Origin of the sequence: Pseudomonas sp. MG-9 (assembly GCF_018729515.1) — a bacterium.
In the GTDB taxonomy this organism is placed as follows: Bacteria; Pseudomonadota; Gammaproteobacteria; order Pseudomonadales; family Pseudomonadaceae; genus Aquipseudomonas; species Aquipseudomonas serboccidentalis.
On sequence record NZ_JAHHZH010000002.1, the window covers coordinates 112,729 to 137,934 of the forward strand.

The window sequence follows — 25,206 nt, forward strand, 5'->3', positions numbered from 1 at the left end:
CCTTTTTGTTTAACGTCGACCGGGATCAGAAATCCAGGTTGGACACCGCCAAAGCATTACTCTCGATGAAATCACGGCGAGGTTCGACCGCATCACCCATCAGGGTGTTGAAGATCTGGTCTGCGCCAATGGCGTCTTCGATGGTGACTTTCAGCATGCGGCGCACGCTTGGGTCCATGGTGGTTTCCCACAGCTGATCCGGGTTCATTTCACCCAGACCTTTGTATCGCTGAATGGTGTGGCGCTTGGTGCTTTCGGCCATCAGCCAGTCGAGGGCTTCCTTGAACTCGGTGACCGCTTTCTTGCGCTCGCCACGCTGGATGTACGCGCCGTCGTCGAGCAGGGTGCTCAGTTGAGCGCCGAGGGTGACCACGGTCTTGTAGTCGTTGCTGCCGAAGAAGTCGCGGTTGAAGGTGACGTAGTTCGACAGGCCGTGGGAGATCAGTTCGACCTCTGGCAGCCATACACCACGTTCACGGTCTTCACGCAGGCTGGCCTTGTAGACCAGGCCCGACTTCTCGACGGTGCGCAGACGGACTTCGTACTGGGCCAGCCAGTCCTGCATCTTGGCGTGATCGCCAAGCATTTCCAGGCTGACAGCGGGCAGGTAGATGAAGTGCTCGGTCAGCTCCTGCGGGTACAGGCGCGACAGACGCTTGAGGGTCTTCATCACCATGCGGAAGTCGTTTACCAGACGCTCCAGCGCTTCCCCGGAAATGCCCGGGGCCTCTTCGTTCAGGTGCAGGCTCGCATCTTCCAGGGCCGACTGCGTCATGTACTCTTCCATGGCGTCGTCGTCTTTGATGTATTGCTCTTGCTTGCCTTTCTTGACCTTGTACAGCGGCGGCTGGGCGATGTAGATGTAGCCACGCTCGATCAGCTCCGGCAGCTGACGGAAGAAGAAGGTCAGCAGCAGGGTGCGGATGTGCGAACCGTCGACGTCAGCATCGGTCATGATGATGATGTTGTGATAGCGCAGCTTGTCGATGTTGTACTCTTCGCGACCGATGCCACAGCCCAGCGCGGTGATCAGCGTGCCCACTTCCTGGGACGAGATCATCTTGTCGAAGCGTGCCTTCTCGACGTTGAGGATCTTGCCCTTCAACGGCAGGATGGCCTGAGTCTTGCGGTTACGCCCCTGCTTGGCAGAGCCGCCCGCGGAGTCACCTTCCACGAGGTACAGTTCGGACAGAGCCGGGTCTTTTTCCTGGCAGTCAGCAAGCTTGCCCGGCAGACCGGCGATGTCCAGTGCGCCTTTGCGGCGGGTCATCTCACGGGCTTTACGCGCCGCTTCACGGGCACGGGCCGCGTCGATCATCTTGCCGACGACCAGCTTGGCTTCGTTCGGGTTTTCCAGCAGGAAGTCGGAGAAGTACTTGCCCATCTCCTGTTCGACCGCAGTCTTCACTTCGGAAGACACCAACTTGTCTTTGGTCTGCGAGCTGAACTTCGGATCGGGCACTTTTACCGAGATGATCGCGGTCAGGCCTTCGCGGGCATCGTCACCGGTGGTGGCGACTTTGTGCTTCTTCGCCAGACCTTCCTGCTCGATGTAGTTGTTCAGGTTACGCGTCAGGGCCGAACGGAAGCCCACCAGGTGGGTGCCACCGTCGCGCTGCGGGATGTTGTTGGTGAAGCACAACAGGTTCTCGTTGAAGCTGTCGTTCCACTGCAGGGCGATTTCCACGCCGATGCCGTCTTCACGCTGAATGTTGAAGTGGAACACCTGGTTGACCGCAGTCTTGTTGGTGTTCAGGTATTCAACGAACGCACGCAGGCCGCCTTCGTACTTGAACAGCTCTTCCTTGCCGCTGCGCTCGTCCTTGAGGACGATGCCGACACCGGAGTTGAGGAAGGACAGTTCACGAATGCGCTTGGCCAGGATGTCCCAGCTGAAGTGAATGTTCTTGAAGGTTTCGCTGGAAGCCTTGAAGTGAATCTGGGTACCGGTGGTTTCGCTGTCGCCAACGATGGCCATCGGCGCCTGAGGCACGCCGTGGATGTAGGTCTGCTCCCAGATCTTGCCGCTACGACGTACAGTCAGTACCAGCTCTTCGGACAGCGCGTTCACTACCGACACACCTACACCGTGCAGACCGCCGGATACCTTGTAGGAGTTGTCATCGAACTTACCGCCAGCGTGGAGGACGGTCATGATGACCTCGGCGGCGGAAACGCCTTCCTCTTTGTGCACGTCTACCGGGATGCCACGGCCGTTGTCTTTAACGGTGATGGACTCATCCGGGTGGATGATGATGCTGATGTCGTCGCAGTGGCCGGCGAGGGCTTCGTCGATCGAGTTGTCGACCACCTCGAACACCATGTGGTGCAGACCGCTGCCATCGTCGGTGTCACCAATGTACATACCGGGACGTTTGCGTACGGCATCCAGGCCTTTCAGCACTTTAATGCTCGTTGAGTCGTACGTATTTTCTTCGCTCAATGCCTTCACTCCCGATGGTCGTGGGTCTGGGTGATACGGCCCTGTTCCACGTGGAACAGAGCAACTGGCGTTTCCGTCTGCCAGCCTTCCCTCAATAATTCGTGATCTACACAGGTAATGAATACCTGGCAGCGTAAGTCTTCCAGCAAGCGGCACAGCGCACGACGGTGGCTCTCGTCCAGCTCGGACGGCAAATCATCCACCAGATAAATACACTGCCCGCGTCGGGCCTGGCTCACCAGATGCCCCTGGGCAATCCGCAAGGCACAGACCACCAGTTTTTGCTGACCCCGGGACAAGATGTCCGCGGCATTGTGTGCGCCCAATCTAAGACGCAAATCAGCTCGTTGCGGTCCGGCCTGGGTATGACCCATTTGCTGATCCCGTTGTACGGATCCAGCCAGTACGGCACTCAATTCCCGGTCTTTGTCCCAGCCTCGGTAATAGCTGAGCGTCAAACCTTCAAGCTCAACCAGTTCGCTCAAGGTTTGTTCAAAGACTGGTTTCAAGGCTTTGATGTAAGCGCGGCGGTATTCATCGATTTCAGCGCTGGCCTGGCACAGTTCCCTGTCCCAAACCGCTTGCGAAACGGCGTCAAGTGTACCATGCCGCAGCCAGGAGTTTCTCTGGCGCAAGGCCTTCTGCAAACGCTGCCAGGTCGCCATGAACCGCGGCTCGACGTGGAACACGCCCCAGTCGAGGAATTGCCGGCGAATCTTCGGCGCGCCTTCGAGCAGGCGAAAGCTGTCGGGGTTGATCAACTGCAGCGGCAGGATCTCCGCCAGTTGCGTAGCGCTGCGAGCATTCTGGCCGTCGATGCGGATCTGGAACTCGCCCTGACGGTCGCGAGAGATCCCCAGCGCACAGTGTCCACCCTCAGCCAGTTCGACCTGACCGAACACCGTGCAGGCGAGTTGCTCGTACTGGATGACCGGCAACAGCCGCGTGCTACGAAACGAACGGGCAAGCCCCAGCAGATGAATGGCTTCCAGAACACTGGTTTTGCCGCTGCCGTTGGCGCCGTAAAGGATGTTGATGCGGGGGGAGGGGGAGAAGGTCACCGGGTGCAGATTGCGCACCGCGGTGACCGAAACACGACTTAAGGACATCCAGGATCAGCTGATTACAGACGCATCGGCATGACAACGTAAGCCGAGTCGTCATTGTCGGACTCTTGCACCAGCGCACTGCTGTTGGAGTCGGACAGGATCAGGCGAACCTGCTCGGTGGTCATCACGCCCAGCACGTCGAGCAAGTAGCTCACGTTGAAGCCGATTTCCAGCGAGCCGCCGTTGTATTCAACACCCACTTCTTCTTCCGCTTCTTCCTGCTCCGGGTTGTTGGCCTGGATCTTCAACTGACCGCTGGCCAGTTGCAGACGGATGCCGCGGTACTTCTCGTTGGACAGAATCGCGGTACGGCTGAAGGCTTCACGCAGTGCCTGACGATCGCCCAGTACCAGCTTGTCGCCGCCTTTGGGCAGTACGCGCTCGTAGTCCGGGAATTTGCCGTCAACCAGTTTCGAGGTGAAAGTGAACTCACCGGTGGTCGCGCGAATGTGGTGCTGACCGAGGACGATGCTGACGTTGCCGTCCGGCTCGGTGAGCAGGCGTGCCAGTTCGAGAATACCTTTGCGCGGTACGATCACCTGGTGGCGATCCGGCTGACCGATATCGGCCTGCATCGAGCACATTGCCAGACGGTGTCCGTCGGTGGCTACGGCACGGATCACGCCCGCCGAGACTTCCAGCAACATGCCGTTGAGGTAGTAACGCACGTCCTGCTGAGCCATGGCGAAGCTGGTGCGTTCGATCAGACGACGCAGTTTGCTCTGCTCCAGGCTGCAGGTCAGCGAACCCGGGCCTTCTTCCACCGTCGGGAAATCGTTGGCCGGCAGGGTCGACAGGGTGAAGCGGCTACGGCCGGCCTTCACCACCAGTTTCTGCTCGTCGACCTTGATGTCGATCAGCGCATCGTTGGGCAAGCTTTTGCAGATATCCATCAGCTTGCGCGCGGGCACGGTGATGGAACCTGTTTCGGCCGGCTCTTCGAGTTGCACGCGACCAACCAGCTCGACTTCCAGGTCGGTACCGGTCAGCGACAGTTGCTGGCCATCGACAACCAACAGCACGTTGGAGAGTACCGGCAAGGTCTGTCGGCGCTCGACGACGCCTGCGACCAGTTGCAGGGGTTTCAACAGGGCTTCGCGTTGAATGGTGAAATGCATGGTCTAGTCCCTTGCCTTAATAAGCTGCGCTGGTGTTCATCAAGTGGTCAGTGTACGCAGCAGGTTCTTGTAGTCCTCGCGGATGTCCGCGTCGGATTCCTTAAGTTCGTTGATCTTGCGGCAGGCGTGCAACACCGTCGTGTGGTCACGCCCGCCAAACACATCGCCGATTTCCGGCAGGCTGTGGTTGGTCAGCTCCTTGGACAATGCCATGGCCACCTGACGCGGACGAGCCACCGAGCGCGAACGGCGCTTGGACAGCAGGTCGGAGATCTTGATCTTGTAGTACTCGGCGACAGTGCGCTGAATGTTATCCACAGAGACCAGTTTGTCCTGCAACGCCAACAGGTCCTTCAGGGATTCGCGAATCAGCTCGATGGTGATGTCGCGGCCCATGAAGTGCGAGTGGGCGATCACGCGTTTCAGCGCACCTTCCAGCTCACGGACGTTGGAGCGAATGCGCTGGGCGATGAAGAACGCCGCATCGTGGGGTAGCTCGACTTTGGCCTGGTCGGCCTTCTTCATCAAGATCGCCACGCGGGTTTCCAGCTCTGGCGGCTCGACGGCAACGGTCAGGCCCCAGCCGAAGCGGGATTTGAGGCGCTCTTCAAGGCCTTCGATTTCTTTCGGGTAGCGGTCACTGGTGAGAATGACCTGCTGGCCACCTTCAAGCAGGGCGTTGAAGGTGTGGAAAAACTCTTCCTGGGAACGCTCTTTGCGGGCGAAGAACTGAATATCGTCGATCAGCAACGCGTCCACCGAACGGTAGAAGCGTTTGAATTCGTTGATCGCGTTCAGTTGCAGCGCCTTGACCATGTCCGCCACGAAGCGCTCGGAATGCAAGTACACAACCTTGGCATTCGGGTTCTTCTTTAACAGGTGGTTACCCACAGCGTGCATCAAGTGAGTTTTACCCAGGCCGACGCCGCCATAAAGGAACAGCGGGTTGTAACCGTGCTTGGGATTGTCCGCCACCTGCCAGGCCGCCGCGCGGGCGAGCTGGTTGGATTTGCCTTCAACGAAGTTCTCGAAGGTGAACGTGCGGTTCAGGTAACTGGTGTGCTTGAGCGCGCCTTCGACCTGAACGGTGCGTTGTTCGGCGCGAACCGGGGCCTGTTGCGAGGCCGCACCGGCCATCGGATCAAAGCTGTCGCGGGACGGCTCTTCACTGACTTCCTCGGTTTTCTGCGTCGAGCGCTTCGTTGGTGCCGGCGTCGGGGCTGGCGCGGGTGCACTGGCCGGCGCGGCATTGGCCTGAGCCTGCGATGCTTGCGCAGCAGCCAACGGGGCATTCGGCGCGGCGCGCGGTGCCGAACTGCGTTTGCTGCCTATTAATAAGGAAAGTGCTGGCGCCATGCCGTTGCCGTGCTCATCCAGCAGTTCAAGGACGCGACCCAGGTACTTTTCGTTGACCCAGTCCAGCACAAAACGGTTCGGTGCGTAGACGCGCAACTCGTCGCCTTCGGCTTCGACCTGTAGTGGACGGATCCAGGTGTTGAATTGTTGGGCAGGCAGCTCCTCGCGCAAAAGCTCCACGCACTGCTGCCAAAGTTCCACTGACACGGATATCCCCTAAGTTGAAAGCCGGTGAGGCAAAAACAAGCGGCCATTGTAGCGGCGAGCGGTCCACTTATCCACATGCAGGTTGTGGGGTGACCATGATTAATCAACGCGTTAAGCGGTAAAAAGGCGACCAACGGTGTGTGCATAAGCTCTGTGGATAACCGCCTCTGAGGGCACTGGACAACTGGGGGGGAAACTCGGTTGATAACCCGCCTGTGGATAACTACTGTTTCCACACACAGGTTATCCGATAGCGCAGCACAGGCTGAACACGGTTTTCCACTGTAGTTGTCATTCTCTGTACATCACGTTACATAAGGGCTAAGGCTAGTTATCCACAGAAGATGGGTGTCCTAGCTTTTATAAGCTTTACAGAAAAGCTTTAAATAATTCCCTTCTTTATTTTTATGTTTGGCAAACAGGATGTCGGTGCCGGAAGCTCCAGAGATCTATTTATAAGGAAACGCTGGTTGGAAATTGACCTGAAGGCTTGCTTTCTCTAGAATCCCCGGTCTCTTAAAACGGGGGCCATTCCGGCCCGTTGTGGACGAACCAGGTAACACGACATGAAACGTACTTTCCAACCAAGCACTATCAAACGCGCTCGTACTCACGGTTTCCGTGCTCGCATGGCTACCAAGAACGGTCGTGCCGTCCTGTCGCGTCGCCGCGCCAAAGGTCGTGCGCGTCTGGCAGTTTGATAATCCGGCACTGGAGGTGAGTCAGGACTTCAGTCGGGAAAAGCGTCTGCTTACCCCCCGGCATTTCAAGGCAGTCTTTGACTCCCCTACCGGCAAGGTTCCGGGGAAAAATCTCCTGCTCCTTGCGCGCAACAACGATCTTGATCACCCCCGTCTCGGGCTGGTTATCGGGAAAAAGAGCGTAAAGCTCTCCGTCGAGCGCAATCGTCTCAAACGTCTTATGCGCGAATCGTTTCGCCTGCACCAGGATTCACTGGTCGGCTGGGACATCGTTATCGTCGCGCGCAAAGGTTTGGGCGACGTAGAAAACCCCGAATTGATTCAGCATTTCGGCAAACTCTGGAAACGCCTGGCCCGTAACAAGCCAGTTCCAGCAGTCAAAACCGAAACTGTAGGGGTAGACAGTCCAGATGCGTAAACTGGCCCTCGTTCCGATCCAGTTTTATCGCTATGCCATTAGTCCCCTGATGGCTGATCACTGTCGTTTCTACCCCAGTTGTTCCTGCTACGCGTTAGAAGCCATCGAAAATCATGGCCTTCTGCGCGGTGGCTGGCTGACCTTTCGTCGTTTAGGTCGCTGTCATCCGTGGAATCCCGGTGGTTATGACCCGGTTCCACCTATCCCTACCTCCCGTTCTTCTTCGATGGCCGAGTAATCATGGATATCAAACGCACGATCCTGATCGTCGCCCTGGCAATCGTGTCCTACGTCATGGTCCTTAAATGGAACCAGGACTATGGCCAGGCTGCCCTGCCGACTCAGAATGTTGCTTCCAGTACGACTGCATCCGGTTTGCCGGACACCGTTCCTGGCAATAACGCTTCCGCCAGTGACGATATTCCGCGTGCCGCCAGCGATACCAGCGCACCAGTTGAAACGCCGGTCGCTGCCAGCAAGGATCTGATCCAGGTCAAAACCGACGTGCTCGATCTCGCGATCGATCCACAGGGCGGTGACGTTGCGCAACTGACCTTGCCACTGTATCCACGTCGTCAGGACCGTCCGGATGTTCCGTTCCAGCTGTTCGACAACGGCGGCGAACGTACCTATCTGGCACAAAGCGGCCTGATCGGCACTAATGGTCCGGACGCAAGCCCGGCCGGTCGTCCGGTTTACGCATCGGAGAAGAAAAGTTATCAACTGGCTGACGGTCAGGACCAACTGGTCGTCGACCTGAAGTTCAGCAAGGATGGCGTCAACTACATCAAGCGTTTCACCCTGAAACGCGGCCTGTATGACGTAACCGTGACCTACCTTGTGGATAACCAGAGCGCTCAGCCTTGGTCCGGTTCGATGTTCGCCCAGCTGAAGCGCGACGCCAGTGCCGATCCTTCGTCGACCACGGCTACCGGTACCGCGACTTATCTGGGCGCCGCCCTGTGGACAAGTTCCGAGCCGTACAAGAAAGTGTCCATGAAAGACATGGACAAAGGTCAGCTCAAGGAAACCGTCACCGGTGGCTGGGTAGCCTGGCTGCAACACTACTTCGTGACTGCATGGGTTGCGCCGAAGGGCGAAAACAACATCGTTCAGACGCGTAAAGACAGCAAAGGCAACTACATCATCGGTTACACCGGTCCTTCGCTGACCGCTGCACCGGGTGCAAAAGTTGAAACCAGCGCCATTCTGTATGCCGGCCCGAAAAGCCAGGCTGTGCTGAAAGAGTTGTCCCCTGGTCTGGAACTGACGGTCGACTACGGCATTCTGTGGTTCATCGCTCAACCGATCTTCTGGCTGCTGCAACACATCCACGCGATTGTGGGTAACTGGGGCTGGTCGATCATCTTCCTGACCATGCTGATCAAAGGGATCTTCTTCCCATTGTCGGCCGCCAGCTACAAATCCATGGCGCGCATGCGTGCCGTTGCTCCGAAACTGGCTGCACTGAAAGAGCAACATGGCGATGACCGGCAGAAAATGTCGCAGGCCATGATGGAGCTGTACAAGAAAGAGAAGATCAATCCGCTGGGTGGCTGCTTGCCGATCCTCGTGCAGATGCCGGTTTTCCTTTCGTTGTACTGGGTTCTGCTGGAAAGCGTGGAAATGCGTCAGGCGCCGTTCATGCTGTGGATCACCGACCTGTCGATCAAGGATCCGTTCTTCATCCTGCCGATCATCATGGGCGCGACCATGTTCATCCAGCAGCGTCTGAACCCGACTCCGCCGGATCCGATGCAGGCGAAGGTCATGAAAATGATGCCAATCATCTTCACCTTCTTCTTCCTGTGGTTCCCTGCTGGTCTGGTGCTGTACTGGGTTGTGAACAACTGCCTGTCGATTGCCCAACAGTGGTACATCACGCGTAAGATCGAAGCGGCCACGAAAAAAGCCGAGGCGTAACTTACTCTGTGGATAACACCACTCAAAACGCCCCCTAGTGGGGCGTTTTGCTATCTGCCACTTTTGTCTGGATTCCGGTTTATGAGCGCACCTCGTGAAACCATCGCCGCTGTCGCTACCGCTCAAGGTCGCGGCGGTGTCGGCATCGTCCGTATTTCCGGGCCGTTGGCCAGCGTTGCGGCCAAAGCCATCAGCGGTCGCGAACTGAAACCGCGTTACGCTCATTACGGGCCGTTTTTCAGTGATGATCGGCAGGTGCTGGACGAAGGTCTGGCCCTGTATTTCCCGGGGCCGAACTCGTTCACCGGCGAAGACGTGCTGGAGCTGCAGGGCCATGGCGGCCCGATCGTTCTGGACATGCTGCTCAAGCGGTGCCTGGAACTGGGCTGCCGTTTGGCACGCCCGGGGGAATTCAGCGAACGCGCGTTCCTCAACGACAAGCTCGATCTGGCCCAGGCCGAGGCGATCGCCGACCTGATCGAAGCCAGTTCGGCACAGGCTGCGCGCAATGCCCTGCGTTCCCTGCAGGGTGCATTTTCCCAGCGTGTGCATAACCTCACCGAACAACTGATCGGACTGCGCATCTATGTCGAAGCCGCCATCGACTTTCCGGAAGAAGAAATCGACTTTCTTGCCGATGGCCACGTGCTGAGCATGCTCGACAAGGTACGAGAAGAACTGTCCACAGTACTTCGCGAAGCCGGACAGGGTGCCTTGTTGCGCGACGGCATGACCGTGGTGATTGCCGGCCGTCCGAATGCCGGCAAGTCCAGCCTGCTAAATGCCCTGGCCGGGCGTGAAGCGGCGATCGTTACCGAGATTGCCGGCACTACCCGAGACATCCTGCGCGAACATATCCACATCGACGGCATGCCGTTGCACGTCGTGGATACCGCCGGTCTGCGTGATACCGATGATCAGGTGGAAAAGATCGGTGTGGAACGGGCGTTGAAAGCCATTGGCGAAGCTGATCGGGTGTTATTGGTGGTTGATGCCACCGCCCCGGAAGCTGCAGACCCGTTTGCCCTGTGGCCGGAATTCCTCGAAACCCGACCGGATCCGGCCAAAGTCACCTTGATCCGTAACAAGGCCGACCTCACGGGTGAAGCGATTGCCCTGGAAGTCAGCGAAGATGGCCATGTCACCATCAGCCTGAGCGCCAAATCGGCGGGTGACGGCCTGGAACTGCTGCGCGAACATCTCAAGGCCTGCATGGGTTATGAACAAACCTCGGAAAGCAGCTTCAGTGCCCGCCGTCGGCATTTAGAGGCCCTGCGTCATGCCAGTGCGGCGCTGGAACACGGGCGCGCACAGCTGACACTGGCTGGCGCAGGGGAGCTGCTGGCCGAAGATTTGCGTCAGGCGCAGCATTCCTTGGGGGAAATCACCGGGGCATTCAGTTCCGATGACCTGCTCGGCCGGATCTTCTCCAGTTTCTGCATCGGTAAATAGCCCTTCTGCTGTACACAGACAGGCCCGTTCGCGGCCTGTCTGCTCTTCTCTTTCTCCTTACCTTCTTCCAGTGCCGGGCAGATTCCTTCTCCCTCAGCGGATTTTCCGTGTCCGCCTCATCCCCGTTCAGCCAATTTCTGTGGATTAAGCCCTGTGAATAACTGCCACTGAGGTCAGTTGATAACAGGGCTTAAAAACTGGATATAACCCACTCTGTGGATAACCACTCCTTTCATCCACAGGCTTACACCGGTTATCCAAGGGCCTCATTGGCACATGGTCACAGGGTTTTGAAACTCTGTACATATTGATTTATAAGGCCTATAGCAATCTATCCACAGAAAGGTCGGTCAGTAAGAATAAGCATTAAAACAAAGGTTTTATAAATTTCTCTCTTTTTTATTCTTTTAACCTTGAGTTCTCCACAGCTGGTTAAATTTTGTGCAAAGGGTTCTTTAGGAAGGGCGAAGTCCCTATACTTGTCGACCAGGTTCAGAAACCTGATCTCAAACTATTCCTGAATTACCTACTTAAGCAGGCACGAGGTGCGTGGTGGATTTCCCTTCCCGTTTTGAAGTGATCGTCATCGGCGGCGGTCATGCCGGTACCGAGGCAGCACTGGCCTCAGCACGTATGGGGGCAAAAACCCTGTTGCTGACGCATAACGTGGAAACCCTCGGTGCCATGAGCTGCAACCCGGCCATCGGTGGCATTGGCAAAAGCCATCTGGTCAAGGAAATCGACGCCCTCGGCGGCGCGATGGCCATCGCCACCGATCTGGGCGGCATCCAGTTTCGCGTGTTGAACAGCCGTAAAGGTCCGGCCGTACGTGCAACCCGTGCACAAGCCGACCGGATTCTGTACAAGGCCGCTGTCCGCGAAATCCTGGAAAACCAGCCGAACCTGTGGATATTTCAACAAGCCGCTGACGACCTGATCGTCGAGCAGGAACAAGTGCGCGGTGTTGTCACGCAAATGGGTCTGCGGTTCTTCGCCGACTCCGTGGTGTTGACCACCGGTACCTTCCTCGGCGGACTTATCCACATTGGTCTGCAGAATTTCTCCGGCGGTCGCGCTGGTGATCCGCCGTCGATTGCCCTGGCACATCGTCTGCGTGAACTGCCACTGCGTGTCGGTCGCCTGAAAACCGGCACGCCACCGCGCATCGATGGCAAGTCTGTGGATTTCTCGGTCATGACCGAGCAACCAGGCGATACGCCGATCCCGGTGATGTCGTTCATGGGCAACAAAGAACAGCATCCTCGGCAAGTCAGTTGCTGGATTACCCACACCAACGCCCGTACCCACGAAATCATCGCGGCGAACCTCGACCGTTCGCCGATGTATTCCGCCGCCGGCGAAATCGAGGGCATCGGCCCGCGCTACTGCCCGTCGATCGAAGACAAGATTCACCGCTTTGCCGACAAGGAAAGCCATCAGGTGTTCATCGAACCGGAAGGTCTGACCACTCATGAGCTGTACCCGAACGGGATATCCACAAGCTTGCCGTTCGACGTGCAATTGCAGATCGTGCAATCGATCCGCGGCATGGAAAACGCGCACATCGTGCGTCCGGGTTATGCGATCGAGTACGACTACTTCGATCCGCGTGACCTGAAGTACAGCCTGGAAACCAAAGTCATCGGCGGTCTGTTCTTCGCGGGCCAGATCAACGGCACCACCGGTTACGAAGAAGCTGGCGCTCAAGGTTTGCTCGCCGGGGCCAACGCTGCATTGCGTGCGAAGGGCAAAGAAGCCTGGTGTCCGCGTCGCGACGAAGCGTATATCGGGGTGTTGGTCGACGACCTGATCACCCTCGGTACCCAAGAGCCGTACCGAATGTTCACTTCCCGTGCCGAGTACCGCCTGATCCTGCGTGAGGACAACGCCGACCTGCGTCTGACCGAAAAAGGTCGCGAGCTCGGCCTGGTCGATGACGCGCGTTGGGCGGCCTTCTGCAAGAAGCGCGAAAGCATCGAGCTCGAAGAGCAGCGCCTGAAAAGCACCTGGGTTCGCCCGGGTACCCAAGAGGGCGATGCGATTGCCGAAAAATTCGGTACGCCGCTGACCCACGAATACAACTTGCTCAATCTCTTGAGTCGTCCGGAAATCGACTACGCTGGTCTGGTCGAAGTGACTGGCAACGGCGCCGAAGATCCACAGGTTGCTGAACAGGTTGAAATCAAGACCAAATACGCCGGTTACATCGACCGTCAACAGGACGAAATCGCCCGTCTGCGCGCCAGTGAAGACACGAAACTGCCTGTGGATATCGATTACACCAACATTTCCGGTCTCTCCAAGGAGATCCAGAGCAAGCTCAGTGCGACGCGTCCGGAGACGCTCGGTCAGGCTTCACGGATCCCGGGCGTGACCCCGGCAGCGATTTCGCTGTTGATGATTCATTTGAAAAAACGCGGCGCGGGCCGTCAGTTGGAGCAAAGCGCTTGAGTTCTAAGGTCACTTCTCAACACGCCGAAGAGTTATCCACAGGAGCCCGCGAGCTCGGTGTCAATCTCAGCGCAGCCCAGCACGAATTGTTGCTGGGTTACCTGGCCCTGTTGATCAAATGGAACCAGGCCTACAACCTGACAGCGGTGCGCGATCCCGACGAAATGGTTTCGCGTCATTTGCTCGATAGCCTGAGCGTAATGTCGTTCATCGAAAATGGCCGCTGGCTGGACGTCGGCAGCGGCGGCGGCATGCCCGGGATCCCTTTGGCGATCCTGTATCCGGACTCGCAAGTGACCTGTCTGGACAGCAACGGCAAGAAAACCCGCTTCCTGACTCAGGTCAAACTCGAACTCAAACTGGATAACCTGCAAGTTATCCACAGTCGCGTCGAAGCGTTCCAGCCTGCCCAGCCGTTCAACGGGATCATTTCCCGGGCGTTCAGCAGCATGGAGAACTTCACCAACTGGACTCGCCACCTTGGCGATACCGATACGCGCTGGCTGGCAATGAAGGGCGTTCATCCGGCCGATGAGCTGGTAGCATTGCCGGCAGACTTCAAACTCGATAGCGAACACGCCCTGGCCGTACCCGGTTGCCAAGGCCAACGCCATCTGCTGATACTGCGCCGCACGGCATGATTGGGAACACAAGCAAGAATGGCTAAGGTATTCGCGATAGCGAACCAGAAGGGTGGTGTGGGCAAGACCACCACCTGCATCAACCTCGCAGCATCCCTGGTCGCGACCAAGCGCCGGGTGTTGTTGATCGATCTCGATCCACAGGGCAACGCCACCATGGGTAGCGGTGTGGATAAACATGGCCTGGAAAACTCGGTCTATGACCTGCTGATCGGCGAATGCGATCTGGCCCAGGCCATGCACTTCTCCGAGCACGGCGGTTATCAACTGCTGCCGGCCAACCGCGATCTGACCGCGGCCGAAGTGGTTCTGCTGGAAATGCAGATGAAGGAAAGCCGTCTGCGCAGCGCGCTGGCGCCGATCCGTGAAAACTACGATTACATTTTGATCGACTGCCCGCCGTCGCTGTCGATGCTCACGCTCAACGCACTGGTCGCCGCTGATGGGGTGATTATCCCCATGCAGTGCGAATACTTTGCGCTCGAAGGCTTGAGCGACCTTGTGGATAACATCAAGCGCATCGCCGAACTGCTGAACCCGAACCTGAAGGTCGAAGGTTTGCTGCGCACCATGTACGACCCGCGCCTGAGCCTGATGAACGATGTTTCGGCGCAGCTCAAGGAACACTTTGGCGAGCAGCTCTACGACACAGTGATCCCGCGCAACATCCGTCTGGCCGAAGCGCCGAGCTACGGTATGCCGGCACTGGCCTACGACAAGCAATCGCGCGGCGCGCTCGCTTACCTGGCCCTGGCGGGCGAGATGGTTCGCCGTCAGCGCAAAAATTCACGCATCGCCGCTGCTCAGCCAACTTAAGGAATCCCCATGGCCGTCAAGAAACGAGGTCTCGGACGTGGACTGGATGCACTGCTGAGTGGTCCGACTGTCAGCGCGCTGGAAGAACAGGCCGCGCAGGCGGATACCCGTGAACTGCAACACCTGCCGCTGGACCTGCTGCAGCGTGGCAAATACCAGCCACGCCGTGACATGGACCCGCAGGCGCTGGAAGAGCTGGCGCAGTCGATCAAGTCGCAAGGTGTGATGCAGCCGATCGTGGTTCGCCCGATTGGCGGTGGCCGCTTTGAAATCATTGCCGGTGAACGCCGCTGGCGTGCGAGCCAGCAGGCCGGGCAGGAAACCATTCCGGCCATGGTTCGCGATGTGCCGGATGAAACCGCGATCGCCATAGCGCTGATCGAGAACATCCAGCGTGAAGACCTGAACCCGATCGAAGAAGCGGTCGCGTTGCAGCGCCTGCAGCAGGAGTTCCAGCTCACTCAGCAGCAGGTTGCCGAGGCTGTGGGTAAGTCCCGCGTGACTGTGGCTAACCTGTTGCGGCTTATTGCACTGCCGGAAGTCATCAAGACCATGCTGTCCCATGGCGACCTGGAAATGGGGCACGCCCGTGCGTTGCTCGGTTTGCCGGACAATCAGCAGGTGGAAGGGGCGCGACATGTTGTCGCACGCGGCCTGACCGTGCGCCAGACTGAGGCACTGGTTCGCCAGTGGTTGAGTGGCAAACCTGAACCTGTGGAAGCGGCCAAACCCGACCCGGACATCGCTCGACTCGAACAGCGTCTAGCCGAGCGCCTAGGCTCTGCGGTGCAGATTCGCCACGGCAAGAAGGGAAAGGGTCAGCTGGTCATCGGTTATAACTCCCTCGATGAGCTTCAAGGTGTGCTTGCACACATCCGCTGAAACATTTCCTCATGTAGCGTGCAGTCGGAAATCACTACCTGACAGTTGAATAGGGGCAGAACCGCCCCTATACTCTGCGCGCATTTTGTCGGCACAAATTATGCCAAGTTATTGAATTTTGGCAGCCGACCATTGGAGAGCAATCGTGATGGAAACCCGCAAGCCAAACCGCCTGCCGTTCCATCGCTTGGCGGTTTTTCCGGTGTTGATGGCTCAATTTGTCATTTTGCTCATTGCTGCTTTGGCGCTCTGGCAATGGCACGGAGTCGTTGCCGGATACTCGGGACTTTGCGGAGGCCTGATAGCCTTGCTGCCCAATGTTTATTTCGCTCACAAGGCATTTCGGTTTTCCGGCGCCCGAGCAGCCCAGTCCATCGTCCGGTCATTTTATGCCGGCGAGGCAGGCAAACTGATTTTGACGGCAGTGCTGTTTGCACTGGTGTTTGCAGGTGTGAAGCCATTGGCGCCGATCGCAGTATTCGGCGCTTTCGTGCTGACTCAGTCGGTCAGCTGGTTCGCTCCCCTGCTGATGAGAACAAGACTTTCGAGACCTTAGGGCGTTTGAGGCAACCATGGCAGAAACAACCGCTTCGGGCTATATCCAGCACCACTTGCAGAACCTGACCTTCGGTCAGCTACCTAACGGCGGCTGGGGCTTTGCCCATTCCGCAGCAGAAGCCAAAGAAATGGGCTTCTGGGCTTTCCACGTCGATACCCTCGGCTGGTCGGTCGCACTGGGCCTGATTTTCGTTTTCCTTTTCCGCATGGCGGCAAAGAAGGCGACTTCCGGTCAACCTGGTGCCCTGCAGAACTTCGTTGAAGTACTGGTCGAATTCGTCGATGGCAGCGTGAAAGACAGCTTCCATGGCCGTAGCCCGGTGATCGCACCGCTGGCACTGACCATCTTCGTCTGGGTGTTCCTGATGAACGCCGTCGACCTGGTACCGGTCGACTGGATTCCTCAGCTGGCCATCCTGATCACCGGCGACCACCACATCCCGTTCCGCGCTGTGTCGACCACCGACCCGAACGCGACCCTGGGCATGGCGTTCTCGGTTTTCGCACTGATCATTTTCTATAGCATCAAGGTCAAGGGCATCGGCGGCTTCATCGGCGAACTGACCCTGCACCCGTTCGGCAGCAAGAACATCTTCGTTCAAGCCCTGCTGATCCCGGTGAACTTCCTGCTGGAGTTCGTGACCCTGATCGCCAAACCGATCTCCCTGGCTCTGCGTCTGTTCGGCAACATGTATGCCGGCGAGCTGGTGTTCATTCTGATCGCTGTGATGTTCGGCAGCGGTCTGCTCTGGCTGAGCGGCCTGGGCGTTGTTCTGCAGTGGGCGTGGGCTGTGTTCCACATCCTGATCATCACCCTGCAGGCGTTCATCTTCATGATGCTGACCATCGTCTACCTGTCGATGGCGCACGAAGAAAACCATTAAGACCAGTCTCGACTAGTCTGATGTCCTTCCCGGTCAAACGGGAAGGGGCTCTTCACAGGGCACCTGAAACGATTTGTTTTACCGCTTTAATCTAAAAAACCTAAACCATACGACGTAAAAGTCGGGAGGAAAGATGGAAACTGTAGTTGGTCTAACCGCTATCGCTGTTGCACTGTTGATCGGCCTGGGCGCACTGGGTACCGCAATTGGTTTCGGCCTGCTGGGCGGCAAGTTCCTGGAAGGCGCAGCGCGTCAGCCAGAAATGGTTCCAATGCTGCAAGTTAAAATGTTCATCGTTGCCGGTCTGCTCGACGCCGTAACCATGATCGGTGTTGGTATCGCTCTGTTCTTCACCTTTGCGAACCCGTTCGTTGGTCAGATCGCTGGCTAATTACCCGGATTCTTCCGAGTAATTTGATGTGATGGACAACGTAACTGCGAGGTGTTGGCGTGAACATTAATGCGACCCTGATTGGCCAGTCCGTTGCGTTCCTGATTTTTGTACTGTTCTGCATGAAGTTCGTATGGCCTCCGGTCATTGCGGCACTGCACGAACGTCAAAAGAAGATCGCTGATGGTCTGGACGCTGCCAGCCGTGCAGCTCGCGACCTGGAGTTGGCCCAAGAGAAAGCGGGTCAGCAACTGCGCGAAGCGAAAGCTCAGGCAGCTGAAATCATCGAGCAAGCCAAGAAACGCGGTAACCAGATCGTTGAAGAGGCTGTTGAAAAAGCCCGTATCGACGCTGACCGTGTGAAGGTTCAGGCTCAAGCCGAGATCGAACAGGAACTGAACAGTGTCAAAGACAAGCTGCGCGCCCAAGTGGGCTTGCTGGCTGTCGGCGGCGCCGAGAAGATCCTGGGTGCCACAATCGATCAAAACGCGCACGCAGAGCTGGTTAACCAACTGGCTGCTGAAATCTAAGCGAGGGCGATCATGGCAGAACTGACCACGTTGGCCCGACCTTACGCTAAGGCGGCCTTCGAGCACGCTCAGGCCCACCAGCAACTGGCCAATTGGTCAGCCATGCTCGGCCTGGCTGCAGCGGTGTCACAAGATGACACCATGCAGCGCGTGCTCAAGGCCCCGCGACTGACGAGCGCAGAAAAGGCCGCCACGTTCATTGACGTGTGCGGCGACAAGTTTGATGCCAAGGCACAGAACTTCATCAATGTCGTTGCCGAAAACGACCGTCTCCCGCTTCTGCCGGAGATTGCCGCTCTTTTCGACCTGTACAAGGCCGAACAAGAGAAGTCGGTAGACGTTGAAGTGACCAGTGCTTTTGCATTGAACCAAGAACAGCAAGACAAACTCGCCAAGGTTCTCAGTGCACGACTCAACCGGGAAGTGCGCCTGCAAGTTGCGGAGGACGCTGCCCTGATAGGTGGTGTCGTTATCCGCGCCGGCGACCTGGTTATCGATGGCTCGATTCGCGGCAAAATCGCGAAACTTGCCGAAGCATTGAAATCTTGAGTTTGAAGGGGCAGCAGAGCAATGCAGCAACTCAATCCTTCCGAAATAAGTGAAATTATCAAGGGCCGCATCGACAAGCTCGATGTGACCTCCCAAGCCCGTAACGAAGGCACTGTCGTCAGCGTATCTGACGGCATCGTGCGGATTCACGGTCTGGCCGACGTCATGTACGGCGAGATGATCGAGTTTCCGGGCGGCGTCTACGGTATGGCCCTCAACCTGGAGCAAGACTCCGTAGGTGCCGTTGTACTGGGCGCTTACCAGTCTCTGGCTGAAGGCATGAGCGCCAAGTGCACCGGCCGCATCCTCGAAGTTCCGGTTGGTAAGGAACTGCTGGGTCGCGTAGTCGACGCACTGGGTAACCCTGTTGACGGCAAAGGTCCACTGGGCAACACCTTGACCGACGCGGTCGAGAAAGTTGCACCGGGCGTGATCTGGCGTAAGTCGGTAGACCAGCCTGTACAGACTGGCTACAAGGCTGTCGATGCCATGATCCCTGTCGGCCGTGGCCAGCGTGAGCTGATCATCGGTGACCGTCAGATCGGTAAAACCGCTCTGGCGATCGACGCGATCATCAACCAGAAAGACAGCGGCATTTTCTGCGTCTACGTAGCCATCGGTCAGAAACAATCGACCATCGCCAACGTGGTTCGCAAGCTGGAAGAAAACGGCGCCCTGGCCAACACGATCATCGTGGCTGCCAGTGCTTCGGAATCTCCTGCGCTGCAATTCCTGGCACCGTACTCCGGTTGCACCATGGGTGAATTCTTCCGCGACCGCGGTGAAGACGCGCTGATCGTTTATGACGATCTGTCCAAGCAAGCAGTGGCTTACCGCCAGATTTCCCTGCTGCTGCGCCGTCCACCAGGCCGTGAAGCTTACCCAGGCGACGTGTTCTATCTCCACTCCCGTCTGCTGGAGCGCGCTTCCCGCGTTTCGGAAGAGTACGTAGAGAAGTTCACCAACGGCGCAGTGACCGGCAAAACCGGTTCCCTGACCGCACTGCCGATCATCGAAACCCAGGCTGGCGACGTTTCCGCGTTCGTTCCGACCAACGTGATTTCCATCACCGACGGTCAGATCTTCCTGGAATCGGCCATGTTCAACTCGGGCATCCGCCCTGCAGTGAACGCCGGTGTTTCGGTATCCCGTGTGGGTGGTGCCGCTCAGACCAAGATCATCAAGAAGCTGTCCGGTGGTATCCGTACCGCTCTGGCTCAGTACCGTGAACTGGCGGCATTCGCCCAGTTCGCTTCTGACCTGGACGAAGCGACCCGTAAGCAACTTGAGCATGGTCAGCGCGTTACCGAGCTGATGAAGCAGAAGCAATACGCACCGATGTCGATCGCTGACATGGCGCTGTCGCTGTATGCCGCTGAGCGTGGGTTCCTGACTGACATTGAAATCGCCAAGATCGGCAGCTTCGAACAAGCGCTGATTGCTTTCTTCAACCGCGATCACGCCGATTTGATGGCCAAGATCAACGTTAAAGGTGACTTCAATGACGAAATCGACGCTGGCATGAAAGCCGGTATCGAGAAGTTCAAGGCCACCCAAACCTGGTAAGCCGCAGCGGGAGCCGCGAGGCTCCCGCTTGCTAACCTGATAGGTGTTACATGGCAGGCGCAAAAGAGATTCGCAGTAAGATTGCGAGCATCAAAAGCACGCAAAAAATTACCAGCGCCATGGAAAAAGTGGCGGTCAGCAAAATGCGCAAGGCACAAATGCGCATGGCTGCTAGCCGTCCTTATGCGGAGCGTATCCGCCAGGTAATTGGGCATCTGGCCAACGCCAACCCGGAATACCGCCACCCGTTCATGATCGACCGCGAAGTAAAGCGTGCCGGTTATGTTGTGGTGAGCAGTGACCGTGGTCTGTGCGGCGGCTTGAACACCAACCTGTTCAAGGCCCTGGTCAAGGACATGGCGGTAAACCGCGAAAACGGCGTCGAGATTGATCTGTGTGTAGTGGGTAGCAAGGGTGCGGCCTTTTTCCGCAACTTCGGCGGTAACGTCGTAGCAGCTATCAGCCACCTGGGTGAAGAGCCGTCGATCAATGATCTGATCGGCAGCGTCAAGGTGATGCTGGATGCCTACCTGGACGGCCGTATTGACCGCCTGTCCGTGGTGTCCAACAAGTTCATCAACACCATGACGCAACAGCCTACCGTGGAGCAGTTGATTCCACTGGTGGCAACCCCGGATCAGGATCTCAAGCACCACTGGGACTATCTCTACGAACCGGACGCCAAAGAGCTGCTTGACGGCTTGATGGTCCGTTACGTCGAGTCGCAGGTCTACCAGGCGGTGGTCGAGAACAACGCGGCTGAACAAGCTGCGCGGATGATCGCGATGAAGAACGCTACCGACAACGCCGGTGATTTGATCAGCGATTTGCAGCTGATCTACAACAAGGCGCGTCAGGCTGCGATCACCCAAGAGATCTCGGAAATCGTCGGCGGCGCTGCCGCGGTTTAACGGTTCAAATATTCAGAGGATCCAGCTATGAGTAGCGGACGTATCGTTCAAATCATCGGCGCCGTTATCGACGTGGAATTTCCACGCGACAGCGTACCGAGCATCTACAACGCGCTGACAGTTCAAAGCGCGGCCGCAACCACCCTGGAAGTTCAGCAACAGCTGGGCGACGGCGTGGTTCGCACCATTGCGATGGGTTCCACCGAGGGCTTGAAGCGCGGTCTGGAAGTTACCGATTCTGGCGCAGCCATCTCCGTACCGGTCGGTAAAGCGACCCTGGGCCGGATCATGGACGTTCTGGGTAACCCGATCGACGAAGCCGGTCCAATCGACACCGAAGAGCGTTGGGGCATTCACCGTCCAGCACCTTCGTTCGCTGAACAGGCAGGCGGCAACGACCTGCTGGAAACCGGCATCAAGGTTATCGACCTGGTTTGCCCGTTTGCCAAAGGCGGTAAAGTCGGTCTGTTCGGTGGTGCCGGTGTAGGCAAAACCGTAAACATGATGGAACTGATCCGTAACATCGCCATCGAGCACAGCGGTTATTCCGTGTTCGCCGGTGTGGGTGAGCGTACTCGTGAGGGTAACGACTTCTACCACGAGATGAAGGACTCCAACGTTCTGGACAAAGTGGCACTGGTTTACGGTCAGATGAACGAGCCGCCGGGAAACCGTCTGCGCGTAGCCCTGACCGGTCTGACCATGGCCGAGAAGTTCCGTGACGAAGGTAACGACGTTCTGCTGTTCGTCGACAACATCTATCGTTACACCCTGGCCGGTACTGAAGTATCCGCACTGCTGGGCCGTATGCCTTCGGCAGTAGGTTACCAACCGACTCTGGCTGAAGAGATGGGCGTTCTGCAAGAACGTATCACTTCGACCAAAGAAGGTTCGATCACCTCGATCCAGGCGGTATACGTACCTGCGGACGACTTGACCGACCCGTCGCCAGCGACCACCTTCGCCCACTTGGACGCCACCGTCGTTCTGTCCCGTGACATCGCTTCCCTGGGTATCTACCCGGCGGTAGACCCACTGGACTCGACTTCGCGCCAGCTGGACCCGAACGTAATCGGCCAGGACCACTACGACACCGCTCGCGGCGTTCAGTACGTTCTGCAGCGTTACAAAGAGCTGAAAGACATCATCGCGATCCTGGGTATGGACGAGCTGTCGGAAGCCGACAAACAGTTGGTTAACCGTGCTCGTAAGATCCAGCGCTTCTTGTCGCAGCCGTTCTTCGTGGCTGAAGTCTTCACCGGTGCTTCGGGTAAATACGTTTCCCTGAAAGACACTATTGCTGGCTTCAAAGGCATCCTCAACGGTGACTACGACCACCTGCCAGAACAAGCGTTCTACATGGTTGGCGGCATCGAAGAAGCGATCGAGAAAGCCAAGAAACTGTAATCCCGGCGCCCGGCAACGGGCGCTAATTTAGGTTGAGGCAATCAGATGGCTATGACAGTCCATTGCGATATCGTCAGCGCGGAAGGGGAAATCTTTTCCGGCCTGGTCGAGATGGTGATTGCGCACGGTGCACTGGGTGATCTTGGTATCGCTCTGGGTCACGCGCCGCTGATCACTAATCTGAAGCCAGGTCCGATCCGCCTGATCAAGCAAGGCGGGGAAGCCGAGGTGTTCTACATCTCCGGTGGTTTCCTCGAGGTTCAGCCGAACATGGTCAAGGTTCTTGCCGACACTGTGCAACGCGCCGCCGACCTGGATGAAGCTCAGGCTCAAGCAGCTCTCAAGGCTGCCGAGGCTGCTCTGCATGAAAAGAGCGCAGATTTCGATTACGGAGCTGCGTCCGCACGTCTGGCCGAGGCTGCAGCTCAGCTGCGCACCGTCCAGCAGATCCGCAAGAAGTTTGGCGGTTAATCCGTCAGCCACTTGTTGTGCGATTGATAAAAAAGGGTAGCCTCGGCTACCCTTTTTTCTTTTCCGATTTTTACAACCCGGTCGCAGTTGCTGACCACCCAGGATTGGTAGCCAGTCATGTCTCTCGAAATCGTTATTCTCGCGGCCGGTCAGGGCACTCGTATGCGTTCGGCGTTGCCGAAAGTGCTGCATCCGGTTGCCGGCAATTCCATGCTTGGTCATGTTATCCACAGCGCGCGGCAACTTGATCCACAGCGCATCCATGTGGTTATTGGCCATGGTGCCGATGTGGTGCGCGAGCGTCTGGCAGCTGACGATCTGAATTTTGTTCTGCAGGACAAGCAACTGGGCACCGGTCACGCGACCGCCCAGGCTGTACCGTTCATCACCGCCGACACGGTGCTGATCCTCTACGGTGACGTGCCGCTGATTGAAGTCGAAACCTTGCAGCGCCTGCTCAAGCACGTCGTGCCGGGGCAGATGGGCCTGTTGACCGTTGAGCTGGAAGACCCGACCGGGTACGGCCGCATCGTGCGTGACGCCGATGGCAAGGTCGCTGCTATCGTCGAGCACAAAGATGCCAGTGAAGCCCAACGTGCAATCACCGAAGGCAACACCGGTATTCTCGCCGTCCCGGCCAATCGTCTGGCCGACTGGATGAGCCGTCTGTCGAACAACAATGCCCAGGGCGAGTACTACCTGACCGACGTGATCGAAATGGCGGTCAACGACGGCCTGGTGGTAGCCACCGAACAACCGCATGACCCGATGGAAGTGCAGGGCGCCAATGATCGCAAGCAACTGTCGGAACTGGAGCGTCATTACCAGCTGCGCGCCGGCCGCCGCTTGATGTCGCAAGGCGTGACCCTGCGTGATCCGGCGCGTTTCGACGTGCGTGGCGAAGTCACCGTCGGTCGCGACGTGCTGATCGACGTCAACGTGATCCTCGAAGGCAACGTCGTGATTGAAGACGACGTGGTGATCGGCCCGAACTGCGTGATCAAGGACAGCACCCTGCGCAAAGGCGTGGTGATCAAGGCTAACAGCCACATCGAAGGCGCGGTGCTGGGTGAAGGCAGTGATGCCGGTCCGTTCGCGCGTCTGCGTCCGGGCACTGTGCTTGAAGCCCGTGCGCATGTGGGTAACTTTGTCGAACTGAAAAACGCCCGCATGGGCGAGGGCGCCAAGGCCGGGCACCTGACTTATTTGGGCGATGCCGAAATCGGTGCGCGCACCAACATCGGTGCCGGGACCATCACCTGCAACTACGATGGCGCCAACAAGTGGAAAACCGTGTTGGGAGAAGATGTGTTCATCGGTTCCAACAACTCGTTGGTCGCGCCTGTGGATATCTCGTCCGGTGCAACCACGGCAGCTGGCTCGACCATCACGCAGAATGTGGATAACGCACAGTTAGCCGTTGGTCGGGCGCGACAGAGAAACATCGATGGCTGGAAGCGGCCGGAGAAGATCAAGAAGAGCTGAGTTATCCACAGCGGCTTGAAGATCAAAAGATCGCAGCCTTCGGCAGCTCCTACAGGAGGTGTCGAAGGTTGCGATTTTTTTTGGGCGATGGCTTGACGATTGAAGGTCGATAGGTTTTGATTGCTTCCGTTATCTTTCGAATCGAAACTTAAATCGCCATGTCGAAACGCAACACGCCCCAGCGCCGGCACAACATCCTCGCCTTGCTCAATGAGCAGGGCGAAGTCAGTGTGGATGAACTGGCCAAGCGCTTCGAAACCTCGGAAGTTACGATCCGTAAGGATCTGGCTGCACTGGAAAGCCATGGGCTGCTGCTGCGCCGTTACGGCGGGGCGATCACCATGCCGCAGGAACTGGTCGCGGAAACCGCTCAGAGCATTTCCAAATACAAGCAGGCAATTGCTCGTGCGGCGGTGAAACGCATCCGCGAGCACGCCCGCATCATCATCGACAGCGGCAGCACCACCGCCGCCATGATCCCCGAGCTTGGCCAGCAGCCGGGTCTGGTCGTCATGACCAACTCCCTGCACGTTGCCAATGCCCTGAGCGAACTCGAACACGAGCCGGTGCTGCTGATGACCGGCGGCACCTGGGACCCGCATTCGGAGTCCTTCCAGGGCCAGGTCGCCGAGCAAGTACTACGCTCTTACGACTTCGACCAGTTGTTCATCGGCGCCGATGGCATCGATCTGGTGCGCGGTACTACCACGTTCAACGAATTGCTCGGCCTGAGCCGGGTGATGGCCGACGTGGCGCGGGAAGTGATCGTGATGGTCGAGGCCGACAAGATCGGTCGCAAGATCCCCAACCTGGAGCTGCCGTGGAGCAGCGTCCATACCCTCATTACCGATGATCGCCTGCCACAAGAGGCCCGCGATCAGATTCAGGCCCGCGGCATCACTGTGATTTGCGCGGCTGTCAGTCAGGAGAAATAAGC

24 protein-coding genes are annotated in these 25,206 nt (G+C 57.6%); 20 read left to right on the plus strand and 4 right to left on the minus strand.

Annotated elements, in window-relative coordinates:
• Positions 1 to 25 precede the first annotated feature (25 nt).
• Genes gyrB through dnaA form a run of 4 tightly spaced genes read right to left on the minus strand, consistent with a single transcriptional unit; the run spans position 26 to position 6,233 of the window.
• Positions 26 to 2,443 (minus strand): DNA topoisomerase (ATP-hydrolyzing) subunit B, encoded by a 2,418-nt coding sequence (gyrB, locus tag KKQ10_RS05200; RefSeq protein ID WP_003220210.1) that lies wholly within the window; start codon positions 2,441 to 2,443, stop codon positions 26 to 28.
• Positions 2,444 to 2,448: 5 nt separating this feature from the next.
• Positions 2,449 to 3,552, minus strand: coding sequence for a DNA replication/repair protein RecF (gene recF / locus KKQ10_RS05205; RefSeq protein ID WP_215500452.1), 1,104 nt, complete (start codon positions 3,550 to 3,552; stop codon positions 2,449 to 2,451).
• A 14-nt stretch (positions 3,553 to 3,566) separates the two neighbouring features.
• Entirely contained in the window at positions 3,567 to 4,670 is a 1,104-nt protein-coding gene (gene dnaN / locus KKQ10_RS05210) for a DNA polymerase III subunit beta (protein WP_007960767.1), read from the minus strand.
• A gap of 39 nt (positions 4,671 to 4,709) precedes the next feature.
• A complete protein-coding gene (gene dnaA, locus KKQ10_RS05215; RefSeq protein WP_215500453.1) occupies positions 4,710 to 6,233 on the minus strand; it encodes a chromosomal replication initiator protein DnaA in 1,524 nt (507 codons plus the stop codon).
• A 566-nt stretch (positions 6,234 to 6,799) separates the two neighbouring features.
• Here dnaA and rpmH point away from each other — a divergent pair.
• From rpmH to KKQ10_RS05315, 20 genes are all read left to right on the plus strand, one after another.
• Positions 6,800 to 6,934, plus strand: coding sequence for a 50S ribosomal protein L34 (gene rpmH / locus KKQ10_RS05220; RefSeq protein WP_003213577.1), 135 nt, complete (start codon positions 6,800 to 6,802; stop codon positions 6,932 to 6,934).
• A gap of 16 nt (positions 6,935 to 6,950) precedes the next feature.
• On the plus strand, positions 6,951 to 7,352 hold the full coding sequence (gene rnpA / locus KKQ10_RS05225) for a ribonuclease P protein component (RefSeq protein ID WP_011336726.1): 402 nt from the start codon (positions 6,951 to 6,953) through the stop codon (positions 7,350 to 7,352).
• Positions 7,345 to 7,590, plus strand: coding sequence for a membrane protein insertion efficiency factor YidD (yidD, locus tag KKQ10_RS05230; RefSeq protein ID WP_010565858.1), 246 nt, complete (start codon positions 7,345 to 7,347; stop codon positions 7,588 to 7,590). The genes rnpA and yidD overlap by 8 nt, the downstream gene beginning before the upstream one ends.
• 2 nt (positions 7,591 to 7,592) lie before the next feature.
• Complete coding sequence (yidC, locus tag KKQ10_RS05235) at positions 7,593 to 9,275, plus strand: membrane protein insertase YidC (protein ID WP_047596981.1); 1,683 nt, start codon at positions 7,593 to 7,595, stop codon at positions 9,273 to 9,275.
• A gap of 81 nt (positions 9,276 to 9,356) precedes the next feature.
• The gene (gene mnmE / locus KKQ10_RS05240) at positions 9,357 to 10,727 is read left to right on the plus strand and encodes a tRNA uridine-5-carboxymethylaminomethyl(34) synthesis GTPase MnmE (protein WP_215500454.1); all 1,371 of its coding nucleotides are present in this window, start codon (positions 9,357 to 9,359) and stop codon (positions 10,725 to 10,727) included.
• A gap of 552 nt (positions 10,728 to 11,279) precedes the next feature.
• Positions 11,280 to 13,178, plus strand: a complete 1,899-nt coding sequence (mnmG, locus tag KKQ10_RS05245) for a tRNA uridine-5-carboxymethylaminomethyl(34) synthesis enzyme MnmG (protein ID WP_215500455.1) — start codon at positions 11,280 to 11,282, stop codon at positions 13,176 to 13,178.
• Positions 13,175 to 13,819, plus strand: a complete 645-nt coding sequence (gene rsmG / locus KKQ10_RS05250; RefSeq protein WP_215500456.1) for a 16S rRNA (guanine(527)-N(7))-methyltransferase RsmG — start codon at positions 13,175 to 13,177, stop codon at positions 13,817 to 13,819. Before mnmG ends, rsmG begins: the two co-directional genes overlap by 4 nt.
• A gap of 18 nt (positions 13,820 to 13,837) precedes the next feature.
• Positions 13,838 to 14,635 carry a ParA family protein gene (locus tag KKQ10_RS05255; protein WP_041073588.1) on the plus strand — a complete coding sequence of 266 codons (798 nt, stop codon included), beginning with the start codon at positions 13,838 to 13,840 and terminating at the stop codon, positions 14,633 to 14,635.
• 9 nt (positions 14,636 to 14,644) lie between these two features.
• A complete protein-coding gene (locus KKQ10_RS05260) occupies positions 14,645 to 15,517 on the plus strand; it encodes a ParB/RepB/Spo0J family partition protein (RefSeq protein ID WP_003229785.1) in 873 nt (290 codons plus the stop codon).
• 148 nt (positions 15,518 to 15,665) lie between these two features.
• Positions 15,666 to 16,073: a F0F1 ATP synthase subunit I gene (locus KKQ10_RS05265; protein WP_003229783.1), complete on the plus strand. Its 408-nt coding sequence runs from the start codon at positions 15,666 to 15,668 to the stop codon at positions 16,071 to 16,073.
• Positions 16,074 to 16,089: 16 nt separating this feature from the next.
• Complete coding sequence (gene atpB, locus KKQ10_RS05270) at positions 16,090 to 16,959, plus strand: F0F1 ATP synthase subunit A (RefSeq protein WP_064589928.1); 870 nt, start codon at positions 16,090 to 16,092, stop codon at positions 16,957 to 16,959.
• Positions 16,960 to 17,092: 133 nt separating this feature from the next.
• Positions 17,093 to 17,350 carry a F0F1 ATP synthase subunit C gene (atpE, locus tag KKQ10_RS05275; RefSeq protein WP_003097235.1) on the plus strand — a complete coding sequence of 86 codons (258 nt, stop codon included), beginning with the start codon at positions 17,093 to 17,095 and terminating at the stop codon, positions 17,348 to 17,350.
• A gap of 59 nt (positions 17,351 to 17,409) precedes the next feature.
• Positions 17,410 to 17,880 carry a F0F1 ATP synthase subunit B gene (locus KKQ10_RS05280; RefSeq protein ID WP_011336718.1) on the plus strand — a complete coding sequence of 157 codons (471 nt, stop codon included), beginning with the start codon at positions 17,410 to 17,412 and terminating at the stop codon, positions 17,878 to 17,880.
• 12 nt (positions 17,881 to 17,892) lie between these two features.
• On the plus strand, positions 17,893 to 18,429 hold the full coding sequence (locus KKQ10_RS05285) for a F0F1 ATP synthase subunit delta (protein WP_007911956.1): 537 nt from the start codon (positions 17,893 to 17,895) through the stop codon (positions 18,427 to 18,429).
• A gap of 21 nt (positions 18,430 to 18,450) precedes the next feature.
• Entirely contained in the window at positions 18,451 to 19,995 is a 1,545-nt protein-coding gene (gene atpA, locus KKQ10_RS05290; protein WP_007911958.1) for a F0F1 ATP synthase subunit alpha, read from the plus strand.
• Between the two features lie 50 nt (positions 19,996 to 20,045).
• Positions 20,046 to 20,906 carry a F0F1 ATP synthase subunit gamma gene (atpG, locus tag KKQ10_RS05295; RefSeq protein WP_127649500.1) on the plus strand — a complete coding sequence of 287 codons (861 nt, stop codon included), beginning with the start codon at positions 20,046 to 20,048 and terminating at the stop codon, positions 20,904 to 20,906.
• 27 nt (positions 20,907 to 20,933) lie between these two features.
• On the plus strand, positions 20,934 to 22,313 hold the full coding sequence (gene atpD / locus KKQ10_RS05300) for a F0F1 ATP synthase subunit beta (protein WP_025112247.1): 1,380 nt from the start codon (positions 20,934 to 20,936) through the stop codon (positions 22,311 to 22,313).
• A gap of 45 nt (positions 22,314 to 22,358) precedes the next feature.
• On the plus strand, positions 22,359 to 22,784 hold the full coding sequence (locus KKQ10_RS05305; protein ID WP_007954164.1) for a F0F1 ATP synthase subunit epsilon: 426 nt from the start codon (positions 22,359 to 22,361) through the stop codon (positions 22,782 to 22,784).
• 117 nt (positions 22,785 to 22,901) lie between these two features.
• Positions 22,902 to 24,269, plus strand: coding sequence for a bifunctional UDP-N-acetylglucosamine diphosphorylase/glucosamine-1-phosphate N-acetyltransferase GlmU (gene glmU, locus KKQ10_RS05310; RefSeq protein WP_215500457.1), 1,368 nt, complete (start codon positions 22,902 to 22,904; stop codon positions 24,267 to 24,269).
• A gap of 158 nt (positions 24,270 to 24,427) precedes the next feature.
• A complete protein-coding gene (locus KKQ10_RS05315; protein WP_127649504.1) occupies positions 24,428 to 25,204 on the plus strand; it encodes a DeoR/GlpR family DNA-binding transcription regulator in 777 nt (258 codons plus the stop codon).
• Positions 25,205 to 25,206: the final 2 nt, after the last annotated feature.